Source organism: Bradyrhizobium sp. STM 3843 (assembly GCF_000239815.1).
Taxonomy (GTDB): Bacteria; Pseudomonadota; Alphaproteobacteria; order Rhizobiales; family Xanthobacteraceae; genus Bradyrhizobium.
The window spans coordinates 1-26,848 of the sequence record NZ_CAFK01000314.1; the positions used below are offsets into that span (position 1 = coordinate 1).

Here is a 26,848-nt window from a genome sequence, read left to right on the forward strand (position 1 = left end):
CGGGGATGCGGTGGCCGTAACCGCCCTGGCAAGCGTGATCATTCGCGCGGACGAACAGGGTGATGCGGACGTGAAATCGTGTGGTCCTGGCGCCCCGACGCTGGCGCTAAGCTCTTGGGTGACGATGATCCCAAGGGCGACGGTGGCTAACAAGCCCGGCACACCGAGGAGAGCGCGACATAAGCGTTAAGACCATCGCGCGGGGAATGCCGGGTTGATCCGGCTGAACCTGTGGTACCTGCCGCCTGCTTTCTTTGATGCAGGCGGGCCATGGGTGAGGCCATCACCCGGCATTCCCTGCACCCTCTCGCATGCGAGCAGGGTGAACTCTCGATCAACTCGGGCGCATCGCGCGGCGAGAACGTATAGTCTCGCGCAGTGATGAAGGCTCCGGAGGCAGGCATGGAACATTTGCTGCGCCCGGACGTAACCCCGTCGGGAGGTGCCACATGGACGAGACCAGGTTTGCACAGCTGCTTGGGGCAGCCGCGATCAGCGTGTGGGGCGACATGCCGCGCGACATTCAGGAAGCGCTGTTCGAGACCGCGATGCGCAGTCACGAGGAGCTGCGTCACGACCTCGCAAAGCTTCTGCACGATCGGCACCCGCGTACCGAGCACCCGCCGCGCCCGGCATTTTGAGCAACCCGCTGCATCGGCGGAAACAGCGGGGCCGCTGGCCTCAGTCCCGGCGATCGTCCGAACGGAAATGCGCGGCTTCGTCATAGCCGCGGCGGCTGCTGTAGAACACCAGCGCCATCAGCCCGATGCCCACGATCAGCGAGAACACGACGCCGAGCGTCAGCGCGATCCAGCCTTGTGTCGGCATCGGCTCGCCCGGTACCGTCAGCCCGAGATAGGCGAAAGCCACCGCGCCTGCCAGAATGATCAACAGCGCCGCAATGGCCGCAATGGATCCTGCTCGCATGCTTTTGCGCTCCCTTTGAGCCCCAACCGGGCGCGATCCCGATCGTTCCTGATCGTATCACGTGCACTCTCCGACAGTTCCAAAATCCGAGCCGGCAACGAGGCTGCTGCGCTGCAGAAAGCGGCATGCTGCACAGCGCGATGCACAGCGCGTGCTCAAATTTGCGAATGCGGAGGCGGTCTCCTGGTGGCCCGCATGGCTGCTACTTGCGAGCGCGCTAGGCGCGACAAAGCGAAGCTGATAACCATGGCCTCCTCCAAAATGCATCACACTTCAGGGACCTAAGATGGACAACCGTAGCGACATCTGGCGCGGCGTCGACGCGATCAAACCCCGTTTCATCGAGCTCAGTGACAAAGTCTGGGGTATGCCGGAGGTCTGCTACACCGAGGCGCGCTCGGCCGCAGAGCACCTCGCCGAGCTGCGCCATCAGGGCTTTCGGATTACCGAAAAGGTCGCGGGCATTCCGACCGCGCTGATGGGCGAATGGGGTGAAGGCGGCCCGGTGATCGCGTTTCTTGGCGAATACGACGCCCTGCCCGGCCTGAGCCAGGAGGCCGGTGTTGCCGAGCATCGGCCGGTCGAGACCGGTGGTCACGGTCACGGCTGCGGCCACAATCTGCTCGGCTCCGCCGCGCTGCTCGCCGCCACCGCCGTCAAGGACTGGCTCGCGACCAACAAGGTGCCGGGGCGCGTGCGCTATTACGGCTGTCCGGCCGAGGAAGGCGGCGCCGCCAAGGCCTTCATGGTGCGCTCCGGCGCCTTTTCGGATGCCGACATCGCGATCACCTGGCATCCGTCGAGCTTCTGGGAAGTGGTGATGACGCCGTCGCTCGCCAACACCCGCGCCGATTTCACCTTCACCGGCCGCACGTCGCACGCCGCCGCCTCGCCGCATCTCGGCCGCAGCGCGCTCGACGCAGTCGAACTGATGAATGTCGGCGTCAACTACATGCGCGAGCACATGCCGAGCGACGCGCGCGTGCATTATGCGCTGCTGGATACCGGCGGCATTGCACCGAACGTGGTGCAGGCGCATGCGCGGGTACGCTATTCGATCCGCGCCCGCGACCTGCCCGGCATGAACGAGCTGGTCGGGCGCGTGCACAAGATCGCGCAAGGCGCGGCGCTGATGACCGAGACCAAGGTCGAGATGAAGATCATCTCCGCCGTCTCCAACATCATGCCGAATACGCCGCTGGAGCAGGCGCTCCACAGGATCATGGAAGAGCTCGGGCCGCCGCATTTCGACGACACCGATAAGAATTTCGCAGGCCAGATCCAGGCGACGCTGACCGACAAGGACATCTCGTCGGTCTACTACTCGATCGGCATGGAGCCGACCGACCGGCCACTTGCGGATTTCCTGGTGCCGCTCGATGCCAAGCGCAACCCGCAGATCGGCTCGACCGATGTCGGCGACGTCAGCTGGGTGGTGCCGACCGTGCAGGTGCACGCGCCGACGGTCGCGATCGGCACGCCGTTCCATACCTGGCAGGTCGTGGCGCAGGGCAAGTCGCCGGCCGCGCACAAGGCCATGGTGCAGGCGGCCAAGGCGATGGCGTCGCTCGGCGTCAAGGCGCTGAACGAGCCCGCGCTGATCGCCGCCGCCAAGGCCGACCTGAACAAGCGCACGGCGCGGACGCCCTATGTCAGCCCGCTGCCGGAAGAGGTCGAGCCGCCGCTGACCATGTCGGTGGCGTGAGCAAAAGGTGCAGGCGGCGGCCCGCGAAAATGGAAACGAAGTTTCCATCGGCAGCCGCTGCCTCACCTCGTCACGTGCACGTCGCGGGCGCGCGACGATGATGTCATGGCGCACGCCTATGTCGACTTGCAGCAACGAATATGCGTTGATGCGCGAGTCGAACGGGTGCAGCGGATTTGCCTGACATGAGCAATGAGGTCTTGATCGGTGACAGCGAGGTCGCGCGGCTCGCGCCGCACCCGCTGCGAACGGCCGTGCTTGGCGAGGTCCACGCCCGGCCGTCGCATCCGGTGACGGTACCGGCGCGCATCCTGCATTTCGGCTTCGAGACCTCCGGCCCGCGCGCCGCTGCCGACCGCGCGCACCTGATCGACCTGTGCAAGTCGCGCGGGCTGCCGCCGCCCCCGCCGCAGGACAAGCACTTCCGGATGTCACTCGGCGGCACCGTGCTGCGCTGGGAGCAGCATTCCGAGTTCACGACCTATACCTGGGACGTGCCGGTCGACCCGAATGCCGGCGCGTTTCATCCATCCGCAGCGTCGCTCGCCGCGCCGATGCGGCTCGTGCCGCAGCCGGGGCCGCTGCTGGTCGCCGTCGATCTCAACGTGCTAGCCGACGACGAGGTCAGGACCAGCCAGCTGGCGATGTTCGATTCCGTCAGCCTCGCAATGGCCGAGATCGCCGACGGCAACGGCCTCTATGCCACCGACTTCCAGGCCAATCCGGAAGGCTATGTGCGCATCCTGCTGCTCGATCGCGGCATGAGCCCGGCGCGGATCGGCAGCACGGTCCAGCATCTCCTGGACATCGAAACCTACCGGAACCTGGCGCTGCTCGGCCTGCCCGAGGCGCAGCGGCTGTCGCCGTCGATCAACGCTGCCGAGAAGCGGCTCGCCGAAGTCACCGAGCGCATGCGCAGTGCAACCGATCTTTCCGACAACAACCAGATGCTCAGCGAGCTGACGGCGCTCGCCGCCGAGGTCGAGGCTGGAGCCGCCGCCAGCCTGTTCCGGTTCGGCGCCAGCCGCGCCTATGACGAGATCGTCACGCAACGGCTCGACAGCATCGGCGAGCGCAAGACGCCGGGCTTTCCGACCTGGTCATCGTTCCTGGTTCGGCGGATGGCGCCGGCGATGCGCACCTGCATGGCGACCGAAGCGCGCCAGGGCGCGCTCTCGCTGCGGCTGGCGCGCGCCGCCAATCTGCTGCGCACGCGGGTCGACGTCGAGCTGGAGCAGCAGAACCAGGAGCTGTTGAAATCGATGAATGCGCGGACCCGGCTGCAGCTGCGGCTGCAGACCACGGTCGAAGGCCTCTCGGTCGCTGCGATCACCTATTACCTGACCGGGCTGTTCTCTTACCTGGTCAAGGCCGCGCACGAGACCGGCGCGCTGCATGTCGAGCCCGGCTATGCCATCGCCGTGTTCGTGCCGCTGGCGGCGTTGACGATCTGGCTCAGGGTGCGCCACATCCGTCGCTCGCACATCAACGAGCCGATGTGATCAGAGCATCAAGGCGCAAGTTCGGTGAGATCATCGACGACCGCAAGCGCACCGTCGAAAGCGTCGTCACCGAAATAACGGCTGCGGGTGATCAGCGCCGGAATGCCGGCGCGCGTCGCTGCGATCAGGCCGTTACGGGAATCTTCGATAGCCACGCAACTCGATCCCGAGAGGTCGAGCTGCGACAGCACCTCAAGATAGGCATCAGGCGCCGGCTTCTTGCGTGCGACATCGTCGGCCGCGACCACCGCAGCAAATTTCGCCTCCCAGGCCGGGCCCAGCGCCGGCGCGAGCAGCGCGTCGATATTGCCCCGTGTCGTGGTGGTCGCAATAGCCAGTGTCTGCCCGCGCGCAAGCGCGGCATCGAGCAGCGACCGAACTCCCGGCCGCAATGGACAGCCCTTCTCGGCCATCAGGACAGCGAACCGCTCGGTTTTGACATGGTGCAGTCTGGCAATGGCGGCATCGGTCAAGGGCGGGCCGGATCGCCGCCTCTGATCGAAGGCGCGGATGCGCTCCTTGCCGCCGGTCACACGCAGGAGCTCCTTGTAGATGCGCCGTCCCCAATGCCAGTCGAGCCCGAGCTGCACGAAGGCCTCGTTGAAGGCTTCGCGATGCAGCTCCTCGGTCTCGGCCAAGGTGCCGTCGACGTCGAAGATCAACGCGGCGGCCTCGGCGAGCCGGCGTCGAATCCTGTCGGTCGGTGTGATCGCCCTTACCAATGCGAGGCTCATGCTTACTGCTCCGCGTTGCGAAACACCCGGCTTGCCAGCACGTCGGCCGCCTCGATCGACATCACGTCGTTCGAGGTCAGCACCCGGTCGAGCCGCGAGACCAACCGGTTGGCCTGGCGCAGCCGGACGCGATCGAGCGCGTTGCGGATCGAGCGTGCGTTGGAAAACAGCGGCTGCGTCCTGCGCACCGAGATGTATTTCTCAAATGCAGCACGGGCCTCGGGAGTGAACCGATAATTCTGCCCTTCCAGCATCAGCTCGGCGATGGTCAGCAGCTCGCCTTCCGAATAATCCGGGAAATCGATGTGATGGGCGATGCGCGAGCGAAAGCCCGGATTGGACGAGAAGAATTTCTCCATCCGATCGGCGTAGCCGGCGAGAATGACCACGAGATCCTCGCGCTGGCTCTCCATGATCTGCAGCAGGATCTCGATTGCCTCCTGGCCGTAATCGCGCTCATTCTCGGGCCGATAAAGATAGTAGGCCTCGTCGATGAACAGCACACCGCCCATCGCCTTCTTCAGCACTTCCTTGGTCTTGGGCGCGGTGTGGCCGATATACTGCCCGACCAGATCGTCGCGCGTCACGCTGATGACGTGGCCGCGGCGGACGAAGCCGAGCCGGTGCAGGATGCCGGCCATGCGCAGCGCCACCGTGGTCTTGCCGGTGCCGGGATTGCCGGTGAACGACATGTGCAGGGTCGGGAACGTGGTCGTAAGCCCCATCTTCTGCCGGATGCGCTCCATCAGCAGCAGCGAGGCGATCTCCCGGATCCGCGTCTTGACCGGCGCCAGCCCGACCAGTTCGCGGTCGAGCTGCTCGAGCACCGGCGCGATCTCGACATCCTCGAATTCGCGACGCAGGTCGATGGTGTCGACCGGCGCCACCTGGTTTGCATCCACCTGCGCCGTCTGCATCATGAGGAATACCGCTCGCCTTCGGGTCGCTCGGTGGCATAGGCATGCGTGGCGTAGCGGAGGTTACGGCCGACAGTTTCCTGCCGGTCGAGCCGGAAGCCCGGCTCATGCTGCGGCCGGTTGACGATGAATGAGATGCGCAGCGATTCCCAGCCGTGGCTGGAATCGAAGCCGGAGATGCGGATATAGCGGTCGCCATAGATCTTCCGGCAATCCGCAAGCTCGCGCATGATGCCGGCCGCATCGCGCAGGTCGAACATCGGCAATCCCCACATCTCCCAATAGGTGTTGCGGGGATGCGGATCATCGGTGAACTCGATGTTCACCGCCCAACCTTTGTCGAGACAATATTGGACCTGCGCCGTGATCTGCTCGTCGGTCAGATCGGGGAGGAAAGAAAAGCAGCCCTGAGTGACGCGCATAGTGATCTCCTCTTACACCGCAGCCGTGACGGTCGGAACGAAGTCCGGCGTATCGGTCGATTCATAGTTGAAGGTGACGTCCTTCCAGACCTCGAGCGCCTCACGCAGCGGCGTGCAGCTCTGCGCCGCCCTGGCCAGGATCTCCGGGCCCTCATGCACGTAGTCGCGCCCCTCATTGCGGGCGAGGATCATCGCTTCCAGCGCGACGCGGTTGGCGGTCGCGCCGGCGGCGATGCCGCGAGGATGGCCGATGGTGCCGCCGCCGAACTGCAGCACCACATCCTCACCGAGCAGATCGAGCAGCTGGTGCATCTGCCCGGCGTGGATGCCGCCGGAGGCGACCGGCATCATCTTGTTGAGGCTGGCCCAAGGCTGGTCAAAGAACACGCCGTGCTCGAGCCGCATCGGGTTGAAATCCTCGCGACAGATGTCGTAGTAGCCGCGCGTGGTGTTCGGATCGCCTTCGAGCTTGCCGACCACGGTGCCGGCATGGATGTGGTCGACACCGGCGAGCCGCATCCATTTGGCGATGACGCGGAACGAGACGCCGTGCGAGCGCTGCCGCGTGTAGGTCGAATGTCCGGCGCGGTGCAGGTGAAGGATCATGTCGTTCTTGCGCGCCCACTTCGCCATCGACTGGATCGCGGTGTAACCGATCACAAGATCGATCATGACGATGCAGGAGCCGAGTTGCTTGGCGAACTCGGCGCGCTCATACATGTCCTCCATGGTCGCCGCGGTGACGTTGAGATAGGTGCCCTTCATCTCGCCGGTCGCCGCCTGCGCCTTGTTCACAGCCTCCATGCAGTAGAGGAAGCGCTCGCGCCAATGCATGAACGGCTGCGAATTGATGTTCTCGTCGTCCTTGGTGAAATCGAGTCCACCCTTCAGCGCCTCATAGACCACGCGGCCGTAGTTGCGTCCGGACAGGCCCAGCTTCGGCTTGACGGTGGCCCCGAGCAGCGGCCGGCCGAACTTGTCGAGCCGTTCGCGCTCGACCACGATTCCGGTGGCCGGCCCCTGGAAGGTCTTCACATAAGCGACCGGCAGCCGCATGTCCTCGAGCCGCAGCGCCTTCAGCGGCTTGAAGCCGAACACATTGCCGATGATCGACGCGGTCAGATTGGCGATCGAGCCCGCCTCGAACAAGTCGAGATCATAGGCGATGTAGGCGAAATAGCTGCCCGGCGAGCTCGGAACAGGTTCGACCCGGTAGCATTTGGCGCGATACTTCTCGGCCGCTGTGAGCCGGTCGGTCCACACCACGGTCCAGGTCGCAGTCGACGATTCGCCGGCAACCGCAGCGCAAGCCTCGGTCGGATCGACGCCATCCTGCGGCGTGACGCGGAAGAGCGCGATGACGTCGGTGTCCTTGGGCTGATAGGATGGCTCCCAATAGCCCATGCGCTTGTATTCCATCACGCCGGACTTGTAGCGATCCTTGCCGCGCACGGTGATCGACTGATCGTTCATGTGTTCCTCCTGTTCGTTGTGGGTCTACTTCACGCAGCCTCGGTCATTCCCCCGATCCGTGGGTCGAGCGCGCCGGAGCGGTATCGCTTGGCCATCTCCGCCTGGGGGATCACCCTGATCTTCGACGCGTTGCCGGCGGTACCGAACTGCTCGAACCGTTCGCGGCACAGCTCACGCATCTGGTCCATCGCGGGCTTTAGGAATTTACGCGGGTCGAACTCGACCCCCGACTGCGACGCCACTTTCCGGAATATTGCGGTCATGGCGAGCCGGCAGTCGGTATCGATATTGACCTTGCGCACGCCGTGCCGGATGCCGCGGACGATCTCCTCGACCGGTACGCCCCAGGTCTGCGGCATCTCGCCGCCGAAGGCGTTGAACATGTCCTGCAGGGACTGCGGTACCGAGGACGAGCCATGCATGACCAGATGCGTGTTCGGCAGCCGGCGATGGATCTCCTCGATCACATGCATGGCGAGGATGTCGCCATCCGGCTTGCGCGAGAATTTGTAGGCGCCATGCGAGGTCCCCATCGCAATTGCGAGCGCATCGACCTTGGTCGCACGGACGAAGTCGACGGCCTGCACGGGATCGGTCAGCAGCTGATCGTGGCTCACCTTGCCTTCGACGCCGTGACCGTCCTCCTGCTCGCCGCCGCCATGCTCGAGCGAGCCGAGCACGCCGAGTTCGCCCTCGACGGACGCCCCGACCCAATGCGCCATCTCGACGACGCGCCGCGTGATATCGACATTGTAGTCGTAATCGGCCGCGGTCTTGGCATCGGCCTTGAGCGAGCCGTCCATCATGACGGAGGTGAAGCCGTACTTGATCGCGGTCGCGCAGGTGGCCTCGTCATTGCCGTGGTCCTGGTGCAGGCAGAGCGGTATCTGCGGATACATCTCTTCCAGCGCGTCGATCATCTTCGCCAGCATGATGTCGCCGGCATAGGAGCGCGCGCCGCGCGAGGCCTGGATGATCACGGGGGCGTCGACGGCGGCCGCCGCCTCCATGATCGCAAGCCCCTGCTCCATATTGTTGATATTAAACGCCGGCACGCCGTAGCCGCGCTCGGCGGCGTGGTCCAGCAACTGCCTCAAGGTGATCCGCGCCATTTGTCCGTCTCCGTCCCGTGTTGTCTGAATCTTCAGGTCGCTTGCGCGCGGATGATGCTGCGCAAAGCTGCATCGGCGACCGCGGCGGCTGTAATGCCGAATTCACGGTAGAGGACGTCGGCAGGCGCCGATGCACCGAAGCCGTGCATACCGACGAACTCGCCGCTGTCGCCGAGCCAGCGCCCCCAATCGCCTTCGACGGCGGCTTCGACACCGATCCGCGGCGCCTCTCCGAGAACGCCAGCGCGATACTCGGAAGGCTGCTGACGGAACAGTTCGAAACATGGCGCCGAGACCACTGCGGCGCGCACGCCGTCGGCAGCAAGCAGCCTGGCGGCCTCACGCGCGATCGCGACTTCCGAGCCGGTCGCTATCAGCGTGACGTCGCGTCCGCTCTCGGGCTCATCGACGACGTAAGCGCCGAGCGCCACGCGATTGTGGTCGGACGGCTCTGTCCGGAACGGCGGCAGCGCCTGACGCGAGAGACAAAGCACCGAAGGCGAGGTCTCGGCCCGCAGCGCGCAATCCCACGCCTCGGCTGTCTCCACCGCATCGGCAGGGCGAAATACCAGCAGGTTCGGGATGGCGCGCAAGGCCGGCACATGCTCCACGGGCTGGTGGGTCGGGCCATCCTCGCCGAGCCCGATCGAGTCATGCGTCATCACATGGATGACCCGGATGCCCATCAGCGCCGCGAGCCGGATCGCGGGACGGCTGTAATCGGCGAACGCCAGGAACGTGCCCCCATACGGAATGAACCCGCCGTGCAGCGCGATGCCGTTCATCGCAGCCGCCATCGCATGCTCACGCACGCCGTAATGGATATAGTTGCCGTCCATCGTATCGGGCGTGACTGGCTTTTGCGTCTTCGCCTTGGTCAGGTTGGAGTGGGTCAGGTCCGCCGAACCACCCAACAGATTGGGCAACGCCTGGGCGATCACGTCGATCACGATCTGCGACGCCTGGCGCGTCGCGATCTTCGGTCCTTCGGTCGTGAGTTGCGCCAGCAACTGCGACATCTGCTCGACGTAGGCTGCGGGCAATTTCTTGTTCAACGCATCATGACAGGGCGATCGTCCACCCGCGCAGAGCCGCCGCGTTCGCTCCTTCCACGCCTCACGTTCGGCGCGGCCGCGCGCGCCGACCTCGCGCCAGCTCACCAGCACGTCGGCCGGGACTTCGAATGGTCGATGCAGCCAGTTCAAGGCTACGCGCGTCTTCTCGACCTCCTCCGCACCGAGCGGCGCGCCGTGCGCCTTTTCAGATCCCTGCCGTCCCGGCGAGCCGAAGCCGATCGTCGTTCGGCACGCAATCAGGCTGGGACGATCACTTTGTCGCGCCTGTGCGATCGCATCGGCAATCGCCGCGGGATCGTGGCCGTCGATCCGACGCGTCGCCCAGCCCGATGCCGCGAAGCGCGCCAGCTGATCATCCGAACAGGCCAGCGAGGTCGAGCCGTCAATCGAGATATGATTGTCGTCGAACAGCACGATCAGGCGGTTGAGCTTGAGATGTCCCGCCAGCGAGATCGCCTCATGGCTGATGCCTTCCATCAGGCAGCCGTCGCCAGCGATCACATAGGTGTGGTGATCGACCAGGTCGTCACCGTAACGCGCATTCATCATCCGCTCGGCCAGCGCCATGCCGACCGCGGTTGCAATGCCCTGGCCCAGCGGCCCGGTCGTGGTCTCGACCCCCGGCGTGTGGCCATATTCGGGATGCCCCGGCGTCTTCGCGCCCCATTGCCGAAACGATTTCAGCTCATCGAGCGTCACGGCCTCGTAGCCCGTCAGATGAAGAAGCGCATAGAGCAGCATCGAGCCATGGCCTGCCGACAGCACAAAGCGATCGCGATCCGGCCAGGTTGGATCGGCGGGGTCGAATTTGAGAAATTGCGAGAACAGCACGGTCGCGACATCGGCCATGCCCATCGGCATGCCAGGGTGCCCCGACTTTGCTTTCTCGACCGCGTCGATCGCAAGAAAGCGGATGGCGTTCGCCATCTCGGCGTGCCTGATCTCCGGCTTCGCAGCCACGGTTTGCAGGGCCATTGCGGTCATAGCGTGCGCCTCTTTCGTTCCATCAGTTGCAGGATCATCGGCGTCAAAATCAGCTGCATCGCGAGGTCCAGCTTCGCGCCGTGAATGACGATCGAATTGGCCCGCGACATGAAGCTCTGCGGGATCATCGAGAGCAGATAGGGGAAATCGATGCCGCGGGGATTCTTCAGGCGGATCACCACCATCGATTCGTCCGGAGTCGGGATCCAGCGCGCGATGAAAGGATTTGACGTGTCGACGGTCGGCACGCGCTGGAAATTGATGTCGGTCTCCGAGAACTGCGGAATGATGTAGTTCACGTAGTCCGGCATGCGCCGGAGGATCGTGTCGGTCACCGCTTCGGTCGAATAGCCGCGCGAGGCGCGATCGCGATGCAGCTTCTGGATCCATTCGAGATTGATGACCGGGACGACGCCGATCTTCAGATCGGCATATTTCGCGATATTCACCTTCTCGGTGACGACGGCGCCGTGGAGCCCTTCATAGAACAAGAGATCGGAGTCGCCGGGCAGCTGCGTCCATTCCGTGAATGTGCCTGGGCGCCCGTCATAGAGGCGCGCTTCCTCTTCATCATGCACGTAGTGGCGCGTCATGCCGGTGCCGGATTCGGAATAGTCGCGAAAGGTCCTTTCCAGCTCCTCGAACAGGTTGGTATCGGGGCTGAAATGGCTGAAATGCTTGTTGCCCCGCTCCTGCTCCTCAACCATCTTGCGCCGCATTTCCTCGCGGTCGTAGCGATGGAACGCGTCGCCTTCGATATAGGTCGCCTTGACGTTCTCGCGGCGGAAGATGTTCTCGAACGTCTTCTTGACCGACGTCGTGCCGGCGCCCGAGGAGCCTGTGATCGAGATGATGGGATGACGACGTGACATGGAGCCCTCCTCAGCGGAACAGGCCGCGGCGCGCGAACAGCGGCGCATCGCTGCTTTCGAACAGCGGCTCGACGCCCTCATGCAGGATGTCGAGGTCGCGCACCGCGCGTGCGTCGCCCATCATCAGCGGCGCGCGCTGGTGCGGCGAGCGGGCCGACAGTTCAAGGACGCGCGAGCGGCCGTTCGACGCTGCGCCTCCCGCCCATTCCATGATCAGGGCCATCGGATGCGCCTCATACACCAGCCGCAGGCGGCCTTCGCGATAGCCGGGACGCAGATCGGCCGGATAGAGGAACACGCCGCCGCGTATCAGGATGCGATAGGCTTCAGCCACCAGCGACGCGATCCAGCGCATGTTGAAGTCGCGGCCCCGCGGCCCGGCCGTGCCGGACAGACATTCGTCGACATAATTGCGGACCGCGCCGTTCCAGTGCCGCCGGTTCGAGGCATTGATCGCGAATTCAGGCGTATCCTGCGGAATGCGCACGTTCGTCTTGGCAAGCACGAACTCGCGCAGCGACGGATGGAGCACGAACAGATCGACGCGCCGGTCGATCGCCAGCACCAGCGATGTCTGCGGTCCATAGATGAAGAAGCCCGCCGCGCGCTGCGCGGTGCCCGGCTCGAAGAAGCTCGAGACGACGTCACGGCCACGTGGCCTGATCGAGAAGATGGTGCCGACCGAGACGTTGTTCTCGAGATTGGCCGAGCCGTCCAACGGATCGATCGCGACGCAGAGCGGCGCCAGCGCATCCACCGTTTCCGGCAGATCGACCTCCTCGGACAGGATGCCGGCCACCGGCGCCTGGCGCAGCGCCTCCCGCATCAGGCCGTCGGCGACGAGATCAAGCTGCTTTTGTCCGTCGCCGTCGGCATTGAACCCGGCGACGCCGTCATTTCCGTCCGAGAGGGGGGCAACGGCAATCAGCCGAGCGATATCGCGCACGGCTGCGGCCAGGGCTTCGATAACCGCAGCACAGGACGTTTCGGCGCCTTGCGCGGCGAGATGAGCCTGCAATGTCAGATGTTGGTCCATGTGCCCCCTCCCGTACCGCCCGCCCCTCTTGTTCGGGCTTGACGCTTGCGACGTTTCAGCATCGTCGCACGCCTATCAAGGCGCGAATTGCGCGATTAGGGAAATTTCTTTATCTTTGGATCGACAAAAGTTTTTTTTATGGGAGGAGGATCATGGCTAAGCGCTTTTCGCGCGATTTGACCATCCGGCAGCTCCGCGCGCTCGCGGCAGTCCAGACCTCCGGCTCGGTGACGTCGGCGGCCGGCCGCCTCCATTTGACGCAACCGGCCGTAACCCTGCAGATCCGTAACCTGCAGGAGCTTGCCGGCCTGCCGCTGATCCAGCGAACCGCGGACGGCATGGTCCTGACCGACGCCGGGCGCAGCGTGCTCGTGCTGACCGAACGTGTCGAAGCTGCAATGCTCGATTGCGAACAGGAACTCGAGATGATCGCCGGCCGCAGCGGCGGGCGCGTGTCGATCGGCGCCGTCAGCACGGCGAAATATTTCGTACCGTTCGCGATCGCTGAATTTTCCCGCCGCTTCCCGAAGATCGACGTGAGCTTGCGGGTCGGCAATCGCGACACGATCCGCGAGGCGCTACGGGGCTACGACCTCGATATCGCCATCATGGGGCGGCCGCCCGCTGACATCCAGGTCGATATGCGGCCGCTCGGCAAACACCCGCACGTCGTGATCGCACCGCAGGGGCACTGGCTCGCCAGGAAGCGGCGGATCGCGCCCACCGATCTCGCGGGCGAGGTCTTCATCATCCGCGAGGTCGGGTCGGGGACGCGCATGCTGATGGAGGATTTTTTCCGTAAGAACCGATTGCAGCCGAAAATCAGCATGGAGATGGACAGCAACGAGACCATCAAACAGGCTGTGATCGCGGGTCTCGGCATCGCCTTCATCTCACAGCACACGGTGTCCCACGAGCTCGAAGAGGGCCGGCTGATCGCGCTGAAGATTCCAGGACTGCCAATCATCCGCCAATGGCATGCGATCCGGCGGGCCGACAAGCTTTTGTTACCGCCCGCCCAGGCAATGCTGGATTTCCTCGGCAAGGAGGGGGCGCGCTATCTGCCGGATGCGGTCAAGGGCTGACCGCTCGCGCGCGATTGGGCCTGACGTCGGCAGTTTGTCGCATTTCCGACAGGCCGTCCGCTCGCCCGGACGGCCTTTCCGCAAGCCGCTTGACGACAACGATCGTTGACGCGCCCGGTCCAGGCCGTTTACCGTCATGTATACGGGATGATATAGCATATTGCGGGCAGAGCCGATGTGATCCATGGGAATGGAATGGCACTTGCACCATATCTTGGACGCAGATCGCACCGTCGGCTTTGCGACATCGGCGATGGAAGCGCCGGGCGGAGCGAACGGTCCTCTGGGCCGACGTCTGTCGGCGCGATGAAGGAATGAGGTTGAACGTGATGAAACTGATCCGCTCGGCGCTGGTCGCCGCTCTTTGCGCCACGGCCTGCCTGTTCAGCAGCGCAGCTGCATTCGCCGGCAGCGCGAACATTGCCGTGGCCGCGAACTTTACCGAGCCCGCGAAGGAGATCGCCGCGCTGTTCAAGGCCAAGACCGGCCACGAGGCCGTACTGAGCTTCGGCGCCTCCGGTCAGTTCTACACCCAGATCAAGGAAAATGCGCCGTTCGCGATCCTGCTCTCCGCGGACGATGAGAGACCGAAAAAACTGGTCGACGAAGGGCTGGGCGTGGCCGACAGCCGCTTCACCTATGCGATCGGCAAGCTGGTGCTTTGGAGCAAGGATCCCAATGCCGTAAAGGGTGAAGAGACCCTGAAAGCGGCCGCCTTCAACAAGATCTCGATAGCCAATCCGACCGCAGCACCCTACGGCGCCGCAGCGGTGGAAACCTTGAAGGCGCTCAAGCTCTATGACACGCTGCAGCCCAAGATCGTGATGGGCAACACCATCTCGCAGGCCTTCCAGTTCGTGGACACCGGCAATGCCGAAATCGGCTTCGTGGCGTTGTCGCAGCTGATGCCGAATGCCGGCGGATCACGCTGGCTGGTGCCGCAGGACCTCTATAGCGAAATCCGGCAAGATGCCGTGCTCCTGAAATCCTCGGCCGGCAACGAGGCCGCCACCGCCTTCCTCGCTTTCCTGAGAAGCCCCGAAGCCCGCGCCGTGATCGAAAAGTTCGGCTATGCGCTCGATCCGAAGTCGGGCTCGTAGGCGGAAATGGGTGTAGATCGGCTCGGAATCGTAAGAGCTGAGCTGTCACCCTCCCCTGGAGGGGGAGGGTCGAAAAAACATGTCCGCACGCCATGACTCTCTCCGGCGATATCTGGCAACCGGTCCGGCTGACGCTCGAGCTGGCCTCGCTTACGACGATCATCCTTCTGCTGGTGGGAACGCCGGTGGCCTGGTGGCTGGCGCGCTCGAAGCGCTGGTGGAAGGAGGCTGTCGCGGCGCTGGTGGCGATCCCGCTCGTGCTGCCGCCGACGGTGCTCGGCTTCTACCTTCTCGTTGCGCTCGGTCCGAACGGACCTGGCGGCCTGCTGGCCTCGCTTTGGGGCGCACGCACCCTAGCCTTCACGTTTCCGGGCCTGGTGATCGGCTCGGTCCTGTTCTCGATGCCGTTCGTGGTGCAGCCGATCCGCAACGCCTTCGACGCGATGGGCGACAGGCCGATGGAAGCCGCAGCCACCCTGCGCGCTTCACCCTGGCGTGCGTTCTGGACCGTCGCGGTGCCGCTGGCGAGCCCCGGCTTCCTGACCGGCGCCATTCTCGGCTTCGCCCACACCGTCGGCGAGTTCGGCGTGGTGTTGATGATCGGCGGCAACATCCCCGGAAAGACCAAGGTGCTGTCGATCGCGATCTATGATTACGTCGAGACCTCGCAATGGGCCGAGGCTTCCGTGCTCGCGCTCGGCATGGTCGTCTTCTCCTTCAGCGTCATTCTCGCCATGATGCTGATCGAGAAGAAGGTCACCCGAATAGCGCCATGACTGCCAACACGATCAAGGTCGATTTTCGCGGGCGCCTCGGACGCTTCGAGCTGAACGCGCAATTCGAGCTGCCGGCGCGCGGCGTCACCGCGATCTTCGGTCCCTCGGGCTGCGGCAAGTCGGCCGTGATGCGCTGCATTGCCGGCCTCAATCGCATGAAGACAGGCTTCTGTTCGGTGGCCGGCGATGTGTGGCAGGACGAAAAGACCTTCCGCCCGGTGCACCAGCGGCCGATCGGCTACGTATTCCAGGAAGCCAATCTGTTTCCGCATCTCTCGGTTCACCGCAACCTGATGTACGGGTATCCCGGGCAAGCCGGCGTCGGCGCGATTGCTTTCGACGAGGTCGTCGCCCTGCTCGGGCTTGAGAAGCTGCTGGAGCGCTCGCCGCGCAACCTCTCCGGCGGCGAACGCCAGCGCGTCGCCATCGGCCGCGCTCTGTTGAGCCAACCGAAGCTCCTGCTGATGGACGAGCCGCTCTCGGCCTTGGATCAGATGACCAAAGACGAGATCCTGCCCTATCTGGAGCGGCTGCATGCGGCGCTCGACCTGCCGATCCTCTATATCAGCCACGACATGGCAGAGGTTGAACGGCTCGCCGATCAGCTCGTGCTGATGCGAAGCGGCGGCGTGATTGCCGCCGGGTTGCTCACCGAGCTGCAGGCCGATCTGTCGCTGCCGCTCTCCGTGTCGCGCGATGCCGCGGTCAGCCTCGACGCAACGGTCATTGCCCAGAACGAAGCAGATGGCACGGCAACGCTCGCGGTCCCCGGCGGCCAGTTCCTGGTGCCGGCCGAACCTTTGCGGATCGGCGACAGCCGTCGCCTGCGCGTGCTGGCCGATGATGTCAGCCTGGCGCGCGAACAGCCGAGCCGGAGCACCATCGTGAACGTGCTCCCGGCCAAGATCCTCAGCATCCGCAGCCAGTCCGATCACCGGGTCACCGCCCTGCTCGGCTTGGGCGCAAACGGCGCAGGCGCAAGGCTGCTCTCGCGCGTGACCGAGCGCTCCTGGAACGAACTCGATCTCAAGACCGGCCTCGAGGTCTATGTCCAGGTCAAAGGCGTCGCGCTGGTCCGGCGCGAGCCTTCCGCCTGAGGCACCGCCTGCCCCTCTCATGAACAGTGCCGCTTCGCGCTGTTATATCCGCGACAATATAGGATGCATTGTTATATACTGAACAATATAGCTGAAAACCTTGCGAGCGGGGCAGAACTGGATTTTCTTGCAAGAACTCAAGTGGTTGAAATCGGTTCGGGAGACTGGCGCGCCGCTTGCTACGACGGTTCTCGCAACACGAGGACCCCCGATGAAGCCCGCGGCCATCACCTGGCATCCGAACGCACCCAAACCCCTCGCGCTTGTGCTTGGCACAAACGAGATCGCGTCCGCAGTCGCGAGCAAGCTGAGTGACGCGCGGTTTGCAGTCGTGATGTGTTACGACGCATTCCCGCCGGTGATCCGCCGCGGCATGGCGTTTCACGACGTGCTGTTCGGTGAGCATCGCGAGCTTGCCGGAGTCGTCGCCGTGCGCGCCGACGCAGTCGCCGACATTGCGCGGATTCACCGGGAGGGCGACCGCATTGCGGTGACCGAGATGCACCTGACCGACATCATCGCCTTCCGCTATCCCGCGGTGATCGTCGACGCGCGGATGCAGAAACATCTCACCACGCCGGACCTGCGCGGCGTCGCCGGCATCGCGGTCGGGATCGGGCCGCGCTTTGCGGTCGGTCTCAACTGCGACGTGGCGATCGAGACGCATCCCTGCGCAACCGGAACGGTCGTTTCGCATGGCACGACGCAGCTTGCGGATGGCAAGGCGCGCAGTCTTGGTGATGCGGGCCGCGAACGCTTTGTCTATTCGGATCATGAGGGCGTCTGGCATACGCCGGTCGATATCGGAACACGCGTCTATAAAGGGCTGCAGCTCGGCTCTCTCAGCGGCGCGCCGGTGTTTGCGCCGCTCGACGGCGCGCTCCGCGGCATCGTCCGCGATGGCTCGCGTGTGTCCGCAAATGTCAAGCTGCTGGAGATCGATCCGCGCGGACGCCACGCATCGTGGAGCGGCATCGACGAGCGCGGCCATGCCATCGCGACCAGCACGGTCGCGGCAGTCACCAGCATGATGCAGAACGATAAGGCGGGCCGCGTCTCCGCCCATGTATGAGGAGAACTGCCATGAGTATTGCCGAGATCGCGACGTGCCAGATCGTGGCGCTGCAAGGCGCTGCCTCCGCAATCATCCAGGGCCTGTTGCGCGACTTCGCCGCGCAACTCACCGACACCGGCCTGCGCGTCGCCGGCGTGGTCGAGAGTGCAGCCGATAGCGACCATCCCTGCAAGTCCATGGCCTTGCGCAGCCTTGAGGATGGCCGCCTGTTCTCGATCTCGCAGGATCTCGGTCCCGGCTCGCAGGCGTGCAATCTCGATCCGGAAGGGCTGGTGCTGGCTTGCGCCGCCGTGCAGGACCATATCGCGCGCGGCGCCGACATCGTCATCCTGAGCAAGTTCGGCAAGCAGGAAGCACTCGGCCGCGGCCTGAGCGACGCCTTCGGCGCCGCGATTGCCGCAGGGCTGCCGATCATTACGTCGGTCTCTCCCGCGTTGACGAAAGAGTGGCGAAACTTCGCCGGCGAGCTTGGCGAATGCGTGCAGGCAGACGTCGCGCAACGCCCCGGCTGGATCAATGCCTGGTCGCGCCAAGTGGTGACAGCCCCTCATGCACGTGACATGATCAAACCGGTCAATGACTGGATCGGCACGGGATGAAGGGCGCAGCGCAGATCGAACTGACGATCAATTTCAACAATGGCGGCCGCCTCACGCCGGAAGATCTGCTGCTGATCGAGACGATCAGGAAGGAACGCTCGATTCTCGGCGCGGCGCGGGCCAGCGGCATCTCCTACCGCAAATGCTGGCTGATGGTCGATGCGCTCAACCGCACCTTCGAGACGCCGGTGTTCGAGACCTTTCCTGGTCGGCGCGGCGGCGGCGCGGAAATCACCGCGTTCGGCGAGCGGCTGATCGCGCTGTACCGCTCGATGGAGCGACGCACGCGGACCGCCACTGCGGCCGCGCTTGGCGAACTGCAGAAGGCTACCGATCCGGACTATCAGAAGCGGGCCAGTGGCGCGGCCGAGGCAGCTCCGAAGGCCGAACCGCGCCGGGCCCGATCGCGACGCTCTTGATCATCGCCCAGGCCGACAAGCCTTTTTCCAGCGCCAGACGCTCGACCGATTCCAATGTCACCAGCGCATGCAGCCGGGTGGTTCCGAGATCGAAGGTGACACGGACATAAGGCGGCTCCAGTGGCAGGATCTCTTCGATCTGGCCGGGCAGCCGATTGGTGATCGAAACATCCATCGGCCGTGACAATGCGATCGAGACGTCGCGCGCTTCGATCGTGACGGAGACGCCGGCGTCGACCGGCGCATCAACCACCGGCACCCGCAATTCGCCATCGGCAAAGAACAGCGTCGACATCCCGTATTGCGGGTCGTGCCGCAGCACCCGCGCCGGCACGGTCGTCGAGAGAACCACGGAAGCCGATGGACCATGACCAGTCATCGCCATGGGCCTCGGGCCTCACGGCCGGTCGTGATCATACAGCACGCGGACCCGGATCGTGCCTTCGACGGCGCGCAGTTCGGCCAGCAGCGCCTCGCCTTCGCCGCCGACCACGTCGGTCTCCAGCACGACATAGCCGACCTCCGGATCGGTCTGCAGATATTGCGCCAGGATATTGATGTCATGGCGAGACACCGCTTCGTTGATCTGGCGCAGCACGCCCGGCACGTTGCGGTGGACGTGGATGAAGCGCGTGCCGGTCGGGCGCGCCGGCAGCTGCACCTGCGGGAAGTTGACCGCGCCGAAGGTCGAGCCGACATCGGAATAATCGATCAGCTTGCGCGCGACCTCGCCGCCGATCCGGTCCTGCGCCTCCTCGGTCGAGCCCCCGATATGCGGGGTGAGGATCACGTTGGGCAAGCCCTGCAGCGGCGAGACGAACGGATCAGCGTTCGAAGCCGGCTCGACCGGAAACACGTCGACCGCGGCCCCGGCGAGCTTGCCCTCGCGCAACGCGCTGGCGAGCGCGTCGAGATCGACGACGGTGCCGCGCGAATTGTTGATGAGATAAGCGCCGTCCTTCATGTGCCTGATCTGCCGCTCGCCGATCATGTTGGCGGTGGCCGGCGTCTCCGGCACGTGCAGCGAGACCACGTCGCTCTGCGCCAACAGATCATCGAGGCTTTCGACCGGCTCGGTGTTGCCGTGGCGGAGCTTGTCGGTGAGATCATGGAAGATCACGCGCATGCCCATGGCTTCGGCGAGGTTCGACAATTGTGAACCGATATTGCCGTAGCCGACGATGCCGAGCGTCTTACCGCGCACCTCGCGGCTGCCAGCCGCCGACTTGTCCCAGCCGCCGCCGTGCGCCGAGACCGAGCGCGGGAAGATCCGGCGGAGCAGCATCACCACTTCGGCGATGGTGAGTTCGGCCACGCTGCGCGTGTTGGAATATGGCGCGTTGAACACGGGGATACCGAACCGACGCGCCGCGTCGAGATCAACCTGGTTGGTGCCGACCGAGAAGCAGCCAACGACCATCAGCCGGTCGGCGGCCTCCAGAATCTCTGCCGTGAGATGGGTCCGCGAGCGAATGCCAAGCATATGCACGCCGGACAGCATCCGCTTCAACTCAGCCGCGCCAAGCGCCTTCGGCAGCCGATCGACCTCGGTATAACCGTTGGCCTCGAACATGCGGACGGCCGAGTCGTTCACACCTTCCAGAAGCAGGACGCGGATCTTTTGTTTCGGCAGCGATAGCGGCATGGGCGTACCTGAATCAGTCTTCGGTTTGCGACAGTGTAGCGATTCTGACGGGCGTGCGACGTTAAACTTCGTGAACGGCACCGCCGCAAGGCGCTTTCTGTCGCTTTCACAAGCGCTTGTCTACACGCGCGACCGATTTTCACCGGCAATGCAAAATCGACGCCGCAAGGATCAGATCGCAATGCAGCAATCATAGATTGCCCTTTCGGCTGATGACAAACCCGGCGCGCAGAACTAGCCTCCTATCAACCATAAAATCATCGGGAGGAATCGGATGTCTGACGCAATGGTCGCGGCACGTGCTCCGGAGTCCATCCACGGCGAGACCCAACAGGTCGACGTCGCGGTGGTCGGTGCTGGCTTTGCCGGTCTCTACACGCTCTATCGGCTGCGCAAGGCCGGTTTTTCGGCTGTTGCTCTCGATGCGGCCGACGATGTCGGCGGCACCTGGTACTGGAACCGCTATCCCGGGGCGCGCTGCGACATCCAGACCATCGATTACGGCTACACTTTCGACCCCGAGCTCGACACCGCCTGGCAGTGGTCGGAGAAATATGCCACCCAGCCTGAGATCCTGCGCTATTTCGGTTTCGTCGCCGACCGCTACGATCTGCGCCGCGACATCCGCTTCGGCACCAAGGTCGTCGAGGCCAAGTGGGACGAGACCAGCGAGCGCTGGCTTTTGACCACCGACAAGGGACCTGCCGTCTCCTGTCGCCACTACATCATGGCGACCGGTTGTCTGTCGCAGCCGAAGCCTCCGGAGATCGATGGCGTCACCGACTTCAAGGGTGAGATCTACTTCACCAGCCGCTGGCCGAAGCACGAGGTGCAACTCGCCGGCAAGCGCGTCGCCGTGATCGGCACCGGATCGTCCGGAATCCAGTCGATTCCCGTGATTGCAGAGCAGGCGGCGCAGCTGGTCGTATTCCAGCGCACGCCCAATTTCGCCATGCCCGCCCATAACGGGCCGGTACCGGACGATCGCGCCACTCAGTTCGCGCAGGATCGCGCCGCCTTCCGCGAACAGGCACGCTGGTCGCTCACCGGCGTGCCGTTGCCACCTGCAACCGAATATAGCTGGCAGATGAGCGAGGCCGAGCGCCGGGCTCGCTTCGAGAAGCTGTGGGCCTCCGGCGACCTCGTCGGCATGCTGACCCAGCTCTGGGCCGACCAGGGCGTCGATCCCGATGGCAATGCCCTCGCAGCCGAGTTGATCCGCGAGAAGATCCACGAGATCGTCAAGGATCCCGAAACCGCTGCCGCACTGACCCCGCACGATCATCCGTTCGGCGCCAAGCGGCCCTGCCTCGACACCAACTACTACGCAACGTTCAACCGGCCGAACGTCACTTTGGTCAATCTGCGCCAGGAGCCGATCACCGCGATCACCGCCACCGGCATCACGACAGAGAAGCGCAGCTTCGATATCGACATCATCGTGTTCGCAACCGGCTTTGACGCGATGACCGGCGCGATCAGGGCCGTGCATCCGATCACTGGGCGCGGCGGCCAGTCGCTGTCCGATCTCTGGGCGAATGGCCCCGAGACTTACCTCGGCCTGACCGTTGCCGGCTTCCCAAATCTGTTCCTGATCACCGGCCCCGGCAGCCCGTCGGTGCTGTCGAACATGGCGGTCTCGATCGAGCAGCATGTCGACTGGGTGGTCGATCGGCTGACCGCGATGCGCGAGTCTGGCTTCACCACGATGGAAGCAACCGAGGCCGCGCAGGCCGGCTGGGCGCGGCACATGGCGGATTGCTCGATGGTGACGCTGCATCGACTTGCCAACACCTGGTACACGGGCGCCAACGTGCCCGGCAAACCGCAGGGCGTCATGCCTTACACGGGCGGCGTCGGCCCCTATCGCAGCATCTGCAACGAGATCGTCAGCCGCGGCATGCTCGGCTTCAAGCTGACCGGCCCGAACGGCGCCACTCAATGCAACGACGGCGAGATCGTCCGGCTGCAACCGGACGTGCGGCTGGTGCTGAACATGTTGGCCGAGATGAACCTGCCGCCGCTGGAGTCGTTCGGCGCGCAGGGCGCACGCGATTTCGTGACGCAGTTCAATGCAGCACGCCCGCCGGGTCGGCCGGTCGGCGAGGTCCGGGATGGCGTATTGCAGGGCGCCGAGGGTCCCCTGCCCTATCGGCTCTATCGTCCAGCCACGCCGGGACCGCATCCGATCGTGGTCTATTTCCATGGCGGCGGCTGGGTGCTCGGCGACGAGCAGTCCGATGATCCGTTTTGCCGCGACATGTGTCGCCGCGCCAACATGATCTTCGTCAGCGTCGGCTACCGCCACGCGCCGGAGCACCGCTTTCCGGCCGCGGCGGAAGACGGCTATGCGGCGACGCGCTGGGTCGCCGAACACGCCGCTGAGCTCGGCGGCCGCGACGGCCCGCTGCTGGTGGCCGGCTGGAGCGCCGGCGGCAACATCGCCGCGGTGACCTGCCAGCTTGCGCGCGACCGCGGCGGACCGGAGATCGGCGGGCAGCTGCTGGTTTGCCCGGTGACGGATTGCCGCTTCGATCGTCCGTCTTACGAGGAGAACGCGACTGGCTACTTCCTGACGCGCTCCTTGATGTACTGGTTCTGGGACATCTACTGCTCGCCGGCCGATCGTACCGATCCGCGCGTCGCGCCGCTGCGCGGCGAGCTCGCTGGCTTGCCGCCGGCCTATATCGTCACTTGCGAGTTCGATCCGTTGCGCGATGAAGGCGTCGCCTATGCCGAGGCGTTGGCAGCGGCCGGCGTTCCCGTCGGACAGTTGAAGGCGCATGGTCACTTCCATTCGTCCTTCACGATGGTCGACGTCGTCATCACCGGCGTCAGCGGCCGCATCCAGATGGCCGAGGCGCTGGCCGTGTTCGCGCGATCGAAAGACGAGACCGCCAGCGCCGCGCCGGAAATCCACGCCGCGGCGAGCTGATAAGCGAGGCGCCCTGCAGGCTCTCAACAAACTGCAGGGCGCCGTCGTTCGCACGCATGGGCTCGACGGCGCTCAATGCTGTGATGCCTCCACCTGCGACAATGATTTGGGCCGTGAATGCAGACGATCGCGCGCGGCTCTGGAGGCTCCGGCCGCGCGGCGATGCATCGCCATCCGCCATTTCTGACGGGCCCACCAGGCGCAGACCGAAACAACGAGCCACGCGCCCGATGCGGCGACGAAGGCTGCGGCGATGCTGTGGCGGACTAGCAGCAGGAAACAAACGGCAAACGCCAACATGCCCAGACTGCCCAGCGCGGCGCCCACCGCGTCCAATGCGGCAGCCTGTTGCCCGCGTCTGACGCCGACCAGGCCGGCTTCGCGCTTGCGCCGGATCTCATGCGAGCAGATCAGCGTGGCGCTCGCGCAGAAGATCGCGGGCAGCGCCAGAAACAGGCCGCCGAGCGCGGGCCCGAAGCCGCGGGCGATCAGTCCGGTCGCAACCGTCGCGGCGCCGCCAAGGGCAAAGCGGACGACATGCTCGTACCAGCGGCCCTCCTTCAGCGATGACAGCGAGACGCCGACCAGCATCAGGCGCCTCCCGGAAACAACGCCTGCAGGCCGAGTGCAGCGATCAACCAAATGGCGATGGCGAGCAGGCTCGCCGAGAGTGCGCGCATGCGCGCGCGCATCAGGAGCTGACAGACCACGATGCAGTAGATCGCGAGCGCGATGGCGCCAAACATCATCGAGCGACTCTGGATGGCCGCGTAGTCGGTCCCGTGGATAGCAACTGCGATGCCGAGTGTTGCCAGCGCGACCGACGGCGCCGCGCCGAACAGGCCGGCAAAACTCTTCGGGCGCAGCACGTCGCCGAGCACCGCGAACGCGGAAACGACGAGACCGCCGATGACAAAGCGAATGAGATATTCGGTCATGACCGCCTCCCCGGCTTGCTCGGCGCCACGGTTGCCTGTCTCGATCGTGGAAGCTGCGACGGACAGCCGGTGAATGGCCGCAACAGGCGATCGAGCGCCGCGCCCATCAGGAAGCCGGCGACCACGTCGCTTGCCCAGTGCGCGAGAATGAGCACCCGCGTCAGCGACAGGCCGACCGCGATGCCGCGGACCAATGCGCGAGGTCGCGGCGGCAGCAGGCTAGCTGCGGAGGCGACCGCTCCCATATGCAGCGCATGGCCGGAAGGGAACGCATCCTCGCGTTTGCCGGAGAAGGACACCCCGTTGAGGTGGCCGAGCACGGTCTCGCGATCGGGGCGGGTCTGATTGATGTAGCGCTTCATCAGATGCGGCAGGGCTGATGCCGCAGCGATCAGCAGCAGCATGTGATCGGACACACGGCGGATGGATCGGTCCTGCCCGCGCGCACCAAGCCAGCCCACCAGGGCCAGCGCGAGCAGCACATGCTCGTCGGCGCCCCAAGAGAGAGCCCGCCCGAGCTTTTCGGGCACGGGCCGCGCGTGATGCGCGATCGCATCCGCAATGACGAGATCGGGCGCGGTGGGCTGCACCCGCAGCAGGGGCTTCGGGTGAGCTTTGGCAATCATGCCGCCGCGCGGCGAATCCTTCAGCTGCTTCAACAAATTCAACACAGGCACCGTGAGGGTTTCAGAGGTTCCCTTCCAACGCCCGCACGGCAAAGATGTTTCACAAAAATGTCACACAAGTTCCGCGCCGCAGCCCCTGCTCCGACGCCCAGCTCACCTCATTTGCCCTGCATCGCGGCGTCGTAGGCGCGCACCGAGGCGAGTGCCGTGTCACGCACCTGCTCGGCCGTCATGCCGGGCTTGTAGAGGCTGGAGCCGAGGCCGAACGCACGAACGCCCGCCGCAACATAGTCGGCCAGATTCTTGTCCGACACGCCGCCGACGGCGCCGACCACCACGCCCTTCGGCAGCACGGCGAGCTGCGCCGCGATGCCGGAAGGTCCCAGGACGGAGGCCGGAAAAAACTTCAGCGCGGACGCGCCAGCGCGCAGCGCCAAGAACGCTTCCGTCGGCGAGAACACGCCGGGCATGGTCACCATGCCGCGCGCGACCGCCGTCGCAAGGACGTCCGGATCGACATTCGGGCTGACCATCAGGCGGCCGCCGACGTCGGCGACACGGGCGCAATCGGCAGCACTGAGCACGGTGCCGGCGCCGATATAGACATCGCCACCGAAGCGTTTGCACAGACGCTCGATCGAGATGAAAGGATCAGGCGAGTTCAGCGGCACCTCGATCAGCTCGAAGCCGGTCTCGATCAAGGCCCCGACAATCGCCTCCGCTTCATCCGGCTTCACGCCGCGCAAAATGGCAACCAGCGCACGCTTCACGTTGGGCCAGGATACAGGCTGCGTCATATCTAGAACTGAGCTCCCCAGAGTTGCAAAGCGGCCTTGGCAAGGCCTTGCCGCGACGCCTGTTCGGCATCGAGGACGGTCACGTCAAGGCCGGCGCTGGTCAAGGCCTGCCGGTAGAGCTCGCCGAGCCCGCCTGTGCCGATCAGACGGACGGTTCGCGCGGCAGCAAATCGTTGCGCAACGTCGGCAAGCTCCGTGCCGATCAACAGGCCCGACAGCATCGCAGCGCCATCGGAGCGCTGCGCAAAGCCGAGCAGTTGCGCAGCCCGAACGCGAAACAGCGCAGCCGTCAGGCCGCTCGGCACGGCTCGCGTCGTGGCAAGGCCTTCGCGGAACGCTCCGCTCTCACTCGCAGGCGAAGCCGACGCCTCCACGGCATGCGCAAGAATGCTGTGCTGTGAGATCACCGCAAACAGCTCGCCAGTCATATAGGTCGTAAATTCGGCGACGCGTCCGGCCTCGATCCGGATCCATTTGCTGTGGGTGCCGGGAATACAGACGAGCCCGGTAAAATCAGCTTCGGTGACGCCGAGCAGTTGGGTCTCCTCGCCGCGCATCACATCCGGCTGCTCGGCCCGCGCCTGCGCAAGCCCGGGCAGGATGCGGACATCGCCGGGCGTGTCGACGCGGACGGCGCCTTCATGCAAAGCGTCGAGCCGCGTGGGGATCTTGAGGTATGACGCCTCGACCCAGCCTTGTTTCGCGCCCGCCATGCCGCAGATCAGCACCGGCAAATCGTCGGGCGCGCCAAGCTTGGCGCGATGATCACGCAAGACGGGCGCAAAGCCGCTGCTGGCACAATGCAGCATGCCCTCGCCGCTGCGGCTTTCCGCAAGCACGCCGCCCGCAGCCGACATCAACCAGGCGCGAAAGCTCGACGTGCCCCAATCGATGGCGAGAAAGGCGGGCTCGGCGCCGTCGGCCTGCTCTGCGATCACCTCAATTCTCCTCATCTGCTGCCGCCGGTCGGCAGCTTCCGCATCCAGCCTCATTTCG

At 64.9% G+C, this 26,848-nt stretch carries 27 protein-coding genes; 11 read left to right on the top strand and 16 right to left on the bottom strand.

Going from position 1 to position 26,848, the window contains the following annotated elements; translation table 11 throughout:
* The first annotated feature begins 449 nt into the window (after window positions 1–449).
* Complete coding sequence (locus BRAS3843_RS33675) at window positions 450–641, top strand: hypothetical protein (protein ID WP_008973701.1); 192 nt, start codon at window positions 450–452, stop codon at window positions 639–641.
* Between the two features lie 40 nt (window positions 642–681).
* Here BRAS3843_RS33675 and BRAS3843_RS33680 read toward each other — a convergent pair whose 3' ends face one another.
* On the bottom strand, window positions 682–927 hold the full coding sequence (locus BRAS3843_RS33680; protein WP_008973702.1) for a hypothetical protein: 246 nt from the start codon (window positions 925–927) through the stop codon (window positions 682–684).
* Window positions 928–1,213: 286 nt separating this feature from the next.
* Between BRAS3843_RS33680 and BRAS3843_RS33685 the strand changes: the two genes are divergently transcribed.
* On the top strand, window positions 1,214–2,632 hold the full coding sequence (locus tag BRAS3843_RS33685) for a M20 family metallopeptidase (RefSeq protein ID WP_008973703.1): 1,419 nt from the start codon (window positions 1,214–1,216) through the stop codon (window positions 2,630–2,632).
* A 185-nt stretch (window positions 2,633–2,817) separates the two neighbouring features.
* The gene (locus BRAS3843_RS33690; protein ID WP_008973704.1) at window positions 2,818–4,134 is read left to right on the top strand and encodes a DUF3422 domain-containing protein; all 1,317 of its coding nucleotides are present in this window, start codon (window positions 2,818–2,820) and stop codon (window positions 4,132–4,134) included.
* Between the two features lie 8 nt (window positions 4,135–4,142).
* Here the strand turns inward: BRAS3843_RS33690 and BRAS3843_RS33695 are convergent, their stop codons facing one another.
* From BRAS3843_RS33695 to BRAS3843_RS33730, 8 genes are read right to left on the bottom strand one after another with little or no spacing between them, the layout of a single operon-like run.
* Complete coding sequence (locus BRAS3843_RS33695) at window positions 4,143–4,868, bottom strand: HAD-IA family hydrolase (protein WP_008973705.1); 726 nt, start codon at window positions 4,866–4,868, stop codon at window positions 4,143–4,145.
* Between the two features lie 2 nt (window positions 4,869–4,870).
* Window positions 4,871–5,785, bottom strand: a complete 915-nt coding sequence (gene cbbX, locus BRAS3843_RS33700) for a CbbX protein (protein WP_008973706.1) — start codon at window positions 5,783–5,785, stop codon at window positions 4,871–4,873.
* Window positions 5,785–6,207: a ribulose bisphosphate carboxylase small subunit gene (locus BRAS3843_RS33705; RefSeq protein ID WP_008973707.1), complete on the bottom strand. Its 423-nt coding sequence runs from the start codon at window positions 6,205–6,207 to the stop codon at window positions 5,785–5,787. The genes cbbX and BRAS3843_RS33705 overlap by 1 nt, the downstream gene beginning before the upstream one ends.
* A 12-nt stretch (window positions 6,208–6,219) precedes the next feature.
* On the bottom strand, window positions 6,220–7,680 hold the full coding sequence (locus BRAS3843_RS33710) for a form I ribulose bisphosphate carboxylase large subunit (protein ID WP_008973708.1): 1,461 nt from the start codon (window positions 7,678–7,680) through the stop codon (window positions 6,220–6,222).
* A gap of 29 nt (window positions 7,681–7,709) precedes the next feature.
* Window positions 7,710–8,792 (bottom strand): class II fructose-bisphosphate aldolase, encoded by a 1,083-nt coding sequence (gene fba, locus BRAS3843_RS33715; protein ID WP_008973709.1) that lies wholly within the window; start codon window positions 8,790–8,792, stop codon window positions 7,710–7,712.
* Window positions 8,793–8,824: 32 nt separating this feature from the next.
* The gene (tkt, locus tag BRAS3843_RS33720; RefSeq protein ID WP_035983685.1) at window positions 8,825–10,852 is read right to left on the bottom strand and encodes a transketolase; all 2,028 of its coding nucleotides are present in this window, start codon (window positions 10,850–10,852) and stop codon (window positions 8,825–8,827) included.
* Window positions 10,849–11,724: a phosphoribulokinase gene (locus BRAS3843_RS33725; RefSeq protein ID WP_008973711.1), complete on the bottom strand. Its 876-nt coding sequence runs from the start codon at window positions 11,722–11,724 to the stop codon at window positions 10,849–10,851. Before BRAS3843_RS33725 ends, tkt begins: the two co-directional genes overlap by 4 nt.
* 10 nt (window positions 11,725–11,734) lie before the next feature.
* Window positions 11,735–12,760, bottom strand: coding sequence for a class 1 fructose-bisphosphatase (locus BRAS3843_RS33730; protein WP_008973712.1), 1,026 nt, complete (start codon window positions 12,758–12,760; stop codon window positions 11,735–11,737).
* Between the two features lie 152 nt (window positions 12,761–12,912).
* Between BRAS3843_RS33730 and BRAS3843_RS33735 the strand changes: the two genes are divergently transcribed.
* The 7 genes from BRAS3843_RS33735 to BRAS3843_RS33765 all read left to right on the top strand — a co-directional run bounded on the left by BRAS3843_RS33735 (window position 12,913) and on the right by BRAS3843_RS33765 (window position 18,911).
* The gene (locus tag BRAS3843_RS33735; protein WP_008973713.1) at window positions 12,913–13,845 is read left to right on the top strand and encodes a LysR family transcriptional regulator; all 933 of its coding nucleotides are present in this window, start codon (window positions 12,913–12,915) and stop codon (window positions 13,843–13,845) included.
* Between the two features lie 329 nt (window positions 13,846–14,174).
* A complete protein-coding gene (gene modA / locus BRAS3843_RS33740) occupies window positions 14,175–14,945 on the top strand; it encodes a molybdate ABC transporter substrate-binding protein (RefSeq protein WP_008973714.1) in 771 nt (256 codons plus the stop codon).
* A gap of 92 nt (window positions 14,946–15,037) precedes the next feature.
* Entirely contained in the window at window positions 15,038–15,721 is a 684-nt protein-coding gene (gene modB, locus BRAS3843_RS33745; RefSeq protein ID WP_008973715.1) for a molybdate ABC transporter permease subunit, read from the top strand.
* The gene (gene modC, locus BRAS3843_RS33750; RefSeq protein ID WP_008973716.1) at window positions 15,718–16,818 is read left to right on the top strand and encodes a molybdenum ABC transporter ATP-binding protein; all 1,101 of its coding nucleotides are present in this window, start codon (window positions 15,718–15,720) and stop codon (window positions 16,816–16,818) included. The genes modB and modC overlap by 4 nt, the downstream gene beginning before the upstream one ends.
* A 211-nt stretch (window positions 16,819–17,029) precedes the next feature.
* On the top strand, window positions 17,030–17,890 hold the full coding sequence (locus BRAS3843_RS33755) for a xanthine dehydrogenase (protein ID WP_008973717.1): 861 nt from the start codon (window positions 17,030–17,032) through the stop codon (window positions 17,888–17,890).
* Window positions 17,891–17,901: 11 nt separating this feature from the next.
* A complete protein-coding gene (locus BRAS3843_RS33760) occupies window positions 17,902–18,492 on the top strand; it encodes a DUF2478 domain-containing protein (protein WP_035983687.1) in 591 nt (196 codons plus the stop codon).
* On the top strand, window positions 18,489–18,911 hold the full coding sequence (locus BRAS3843_RS33765) for a LysR family transcriptional regulator (protein ID WP_008973719.1): 423 nt from the start codon (window positions 18,489–18,491) through the stop codon (window positions 18,909–18,911). Before BRAS3843_RS33760 ends, BRAS3843_RS33765 begins: the two co-directional genes overlap by 4 nt.
* Here the strand turns inward: BRAS3843_RS33765 and BRAS3843_RS40065 are convergent.
* The gene (locus BRAS3843_RS40065) at window positions 18,820–19,290 is read right to left on the bottom strand and encodes a TOBE domain-containing protein (RefSeq protein WP_008973720.1); all 471 of its coding nucleotides are present in this window, start codon (window positions 19,288–19,290) and stop codon (window positions 18,820–18,822) included. The genes BRAS3843_RS33765 and BRAS3843_RS40065 overlap by 92 nt on opposite strands.
* An 18-nt stretch (window positions 19,291–19,308) precedes the next feature.
* Window positions 19,309–20,556 (bottom strand): phosphoglycerate dehydrogenase, encoded by a 1,248-nt coding sequence (serA, locus tag BRAS3843_RS33775; RefSeq protein ID WP_008973721.1) that lies wholly within the window; start codon window positions 20,554–20,556, stop codon window positions 19,309–19,311.
* Between the two features lie 274 nt (window positions 20,557–20,830).
* Here serA and BRAS3843_RS33780 point away from each other — a divergent pair, with 274 nt between their 5' ends.
* Window positions 20,831–23,491 carry an alpha/beta hydrolase fold domain-containing protein gene (locus BRAS3843_RS33780; protein WP_008973722.1) on the top strand — a complete coding sequence of 887 codons (2,661 nt, stop codon included), beginning with the start codon at window positions 20,831–20,833 and terminating at the stop codon, window positions 23,489–23,491.
* 72 nt (window positions 23,492–23,563) lie between these two features.
* Here BRAS3843_RS33780 and BRAS3843_RS33785 read toward each other — a convergent pair whose 3' ends face one another.
* The 5 genes from BRAS3843_RS33785 to BRAS3843_RS33805 form a co-directional block, all read right to left on the bottom strand.
* Complete coding sequence (locus BRAS3843_RS33785) at window positions 23,564–24,085, bottom strand: DUF3147 family protein (protein ID WP_139025056.1); 522 nt, start codon at window positions 24,083–24,085, stop codon at window positions 23,564–23,566.
* Entirely contained in the window at window positions 24,082–24,429 is a 348-nt protein-coding gene (locus BRAS3843_RS33790; RefSeq protein ID WP_008973724.1) for a DUF3147 family protein, read from the bottom strand. Before BRAS3843_RS33790 ends, BRAS3843_RS33785 begins: the two co-directional genes overlap by 4 nt.
* Window positions 24,426–25,106, bottom strand: a complete 681-nt coding sequence (locus BRAS3843_RS33795) for a phosphatase PAP2 family protein (RefSeq protein ID WP_008973725.1) — start codon at window positions 25,104–25,106, stop codon at window positions 24,426–24,428. The genes BRAS3843_RS33790 and BRAS3843_RS33795 overlap by 4 nt, the downstream gene beginning before the upstream one ends.
* Window positions 25,107–25,213: 107 nt before the next feature.
* Entirely contained in the window at window positions 25,214–25,852 is a 639-nt protein-coding gene (locus tag BRAS3843_RS33800) for a 2-dehydro-3-deoxy-6-phosphogalactonate aldolase (RefSeq protein WP_008973726.1), read from the bottom strand.
* A gap of 2 nt (window positions 25,853–25,854) precedes the next feature.
* The gene (locus tag BRAS3843_RS33805) at window positions 25,855–26,805 is read right to left on the bottom strand and encodes a 2-dehydro-3-deoxygalactonokinase (protein WP_050886581.1); all 951 of its coding nucleotides are present in this window, start codon (window positions 26,803–26,805) and stop codon (window positions 25,855–25,857) included.
* Window positions 26,806–26,848: the final 43 nt, after the last annotated feature.

Coding starts and splice junctions, on each gene's coding strand:
- BRAS3843_RS40065 (WP_008973720.1), bottom strand. CDS start 19,290: ATGACTGGTCATGGTCCATCGGCTTCCGTGGTTCTCTCGACGACCGTG.
- BRAS3843_RS33805 (WP_050886581.1), bottom strand. CDS start 26,805: ATGAGGAGAATTGAGGTGATCGCAGAGCAGGCCGACGGCGCCGAGCCC.
- BRAS3843_RS33780 (WP_008973722.1), top strand. CDS start 20,831: ATGTCTGACGCAATGGTCGCGGCACGTGCTCCGGAGTCCATCCACGGC.
- BRAS3843_RS33725 (WP_008973711.1), bottom strand. CDS start 11,724: ATGTCACGTCGTCATCCCATCATCTCGATCACAGGCTCCTCGGGCGCC.
- BRAS3843_RS33690 (WP_008973704.1), top strand. CDS start 2,818: ATGAGCAATGAGGTCTTGATCGGTGACAGCGAGGTCGCGCGGCTCGCG.
- BRAS3843_RS33685 (WP_008973703.1), top strand. CDS start 1,214: ATGGACAACCGTAGCGACATCTGGCGCGGCGTCGACGCGATCAAACCC.
- BRAS3843_RS33710 (WP_008973708.1), bottom strand. CDS start 7,680: ATGAACGATCAGTCGATCACCGTGCGCGGCAAGGATCGCTACAAGTCC.
- fba (WP_008973709.1), bottom strand. CDS start 8,792: ATGGCGCGGATCACCTTGAGGCAGTTGCTGGACCACGCCGCCGAGCGC.
- BRAS3843_RS33680 (WP_008973702.1), bottom strand. CDS start 927: ATGCGAGCAGGATCCATTGCGGCCATTGCGGCGCTGTTGATCATTCTG.
- modA (WP_008973714.1), top strand. CDS start 14,175: ATGAAACTGATCCGCTCGGCGCTGGTCGCCGCTCTTTGCGCCACGGCC.
- BRAS3843_RS33695 (WP_008973705.1), bottom strand. CDS start 4,868: ATGAGCCTCGCATTGGTAAGGGCGATCACACCGACCGACAGGATTCGA.
- BRAS3843_RS33735 (WP_008973713.1), top strand. CDS start 12,913: ATGGCTAAGCGCTTTTCGCGCGATTTGACCATCCGGCAGCTCCGCGCG.
- modB (WP_008973715.1), top strand. CDS start 15,038: ATGACTCTCTCCGGCGATATCTGGCAACCGGTCCGGCTGACGCTCGAG.
- BRAS3843_RS33800 (WP_008973726.1), bottom strand. CDS start 25,852: ATGACGCAGCCTGTATCCTGGCCCAACGTGAAGCGTGCGCTGGTTGCC.
- tkt (WP_035983685.1), bottom strand. CDS start 10,852: ATGACCGCAATGGCCCTGCAAACCGTGGCTGCGAAGCCGGAGATCAGG.
- BRAS3843_RS33765 (WP_008973719.1), top strand. CDS start 18,489: ATGAAGGGCGCAGCGCAGATCGAACTGACGATCAATTTCAACAATGGC.
- BRAS3843_RS33755 (WP_008973717.1), top strand. CDS start 17,030: ATGAAGCCCGCGGCCATCACCTGGCATCCGAACGCACCCAAACCCCTC.
- BRAS3843_RS33760 (WP_035983687.1), top strand. CDS start 17,902: ATGAGTATTGCCGAGATCGCGACGTGCCAGATCGTGGCGCTGCAAGGC.
- BRAS3843_RS33705 (WP_008973707.1), bottom strand. CDS start 6,207: ATGCGCGTCACTCAGGGCTGCTTTTCTTTCCTCCCCGATCTGACCGAC.
- BRAS3843_RS33675 (WP_008973701.1), top strand. CDS start 450: ATGGACGAGACCAGGTTTGCACAGCTGCTTGGGGCAGCCGCGATCAGC.
- cbbX (WP_008973706.1), bottom strand. CDS start 5,785: ATGCAGACGGCGCAGGTGGATGCAAACCAGGTGGCGCCGGTCGACACC.
- serA (WP_008973721.1), bottom strand. CDS start 20,556: ATGCCGCTATCGCTGCCGAAACAAAAGATCCGCGTCCTGCTTCTGGAA.
- BRAS3843_RS33730 (WP_008973712.1), bottom strand. CDS start 12,760: ATGGACCAACATCTGACATTGCAGGCTCATCTCGCCGCGCAAGGCGCC.
- modC (WP_008973716.1), top strand. CDS start 15,718: ATGACTGCCAACACGATCAAGGTCGATTTTCGCGGGCGCCTCGGACGC.
- BRAS3843_RS33790 (WP_008973724.1), bottom strand. CDS start 24,429: ATGACCGAATATCTCATTCGCTTTGTCATCGGCGGTCTCGTCGTTTCC.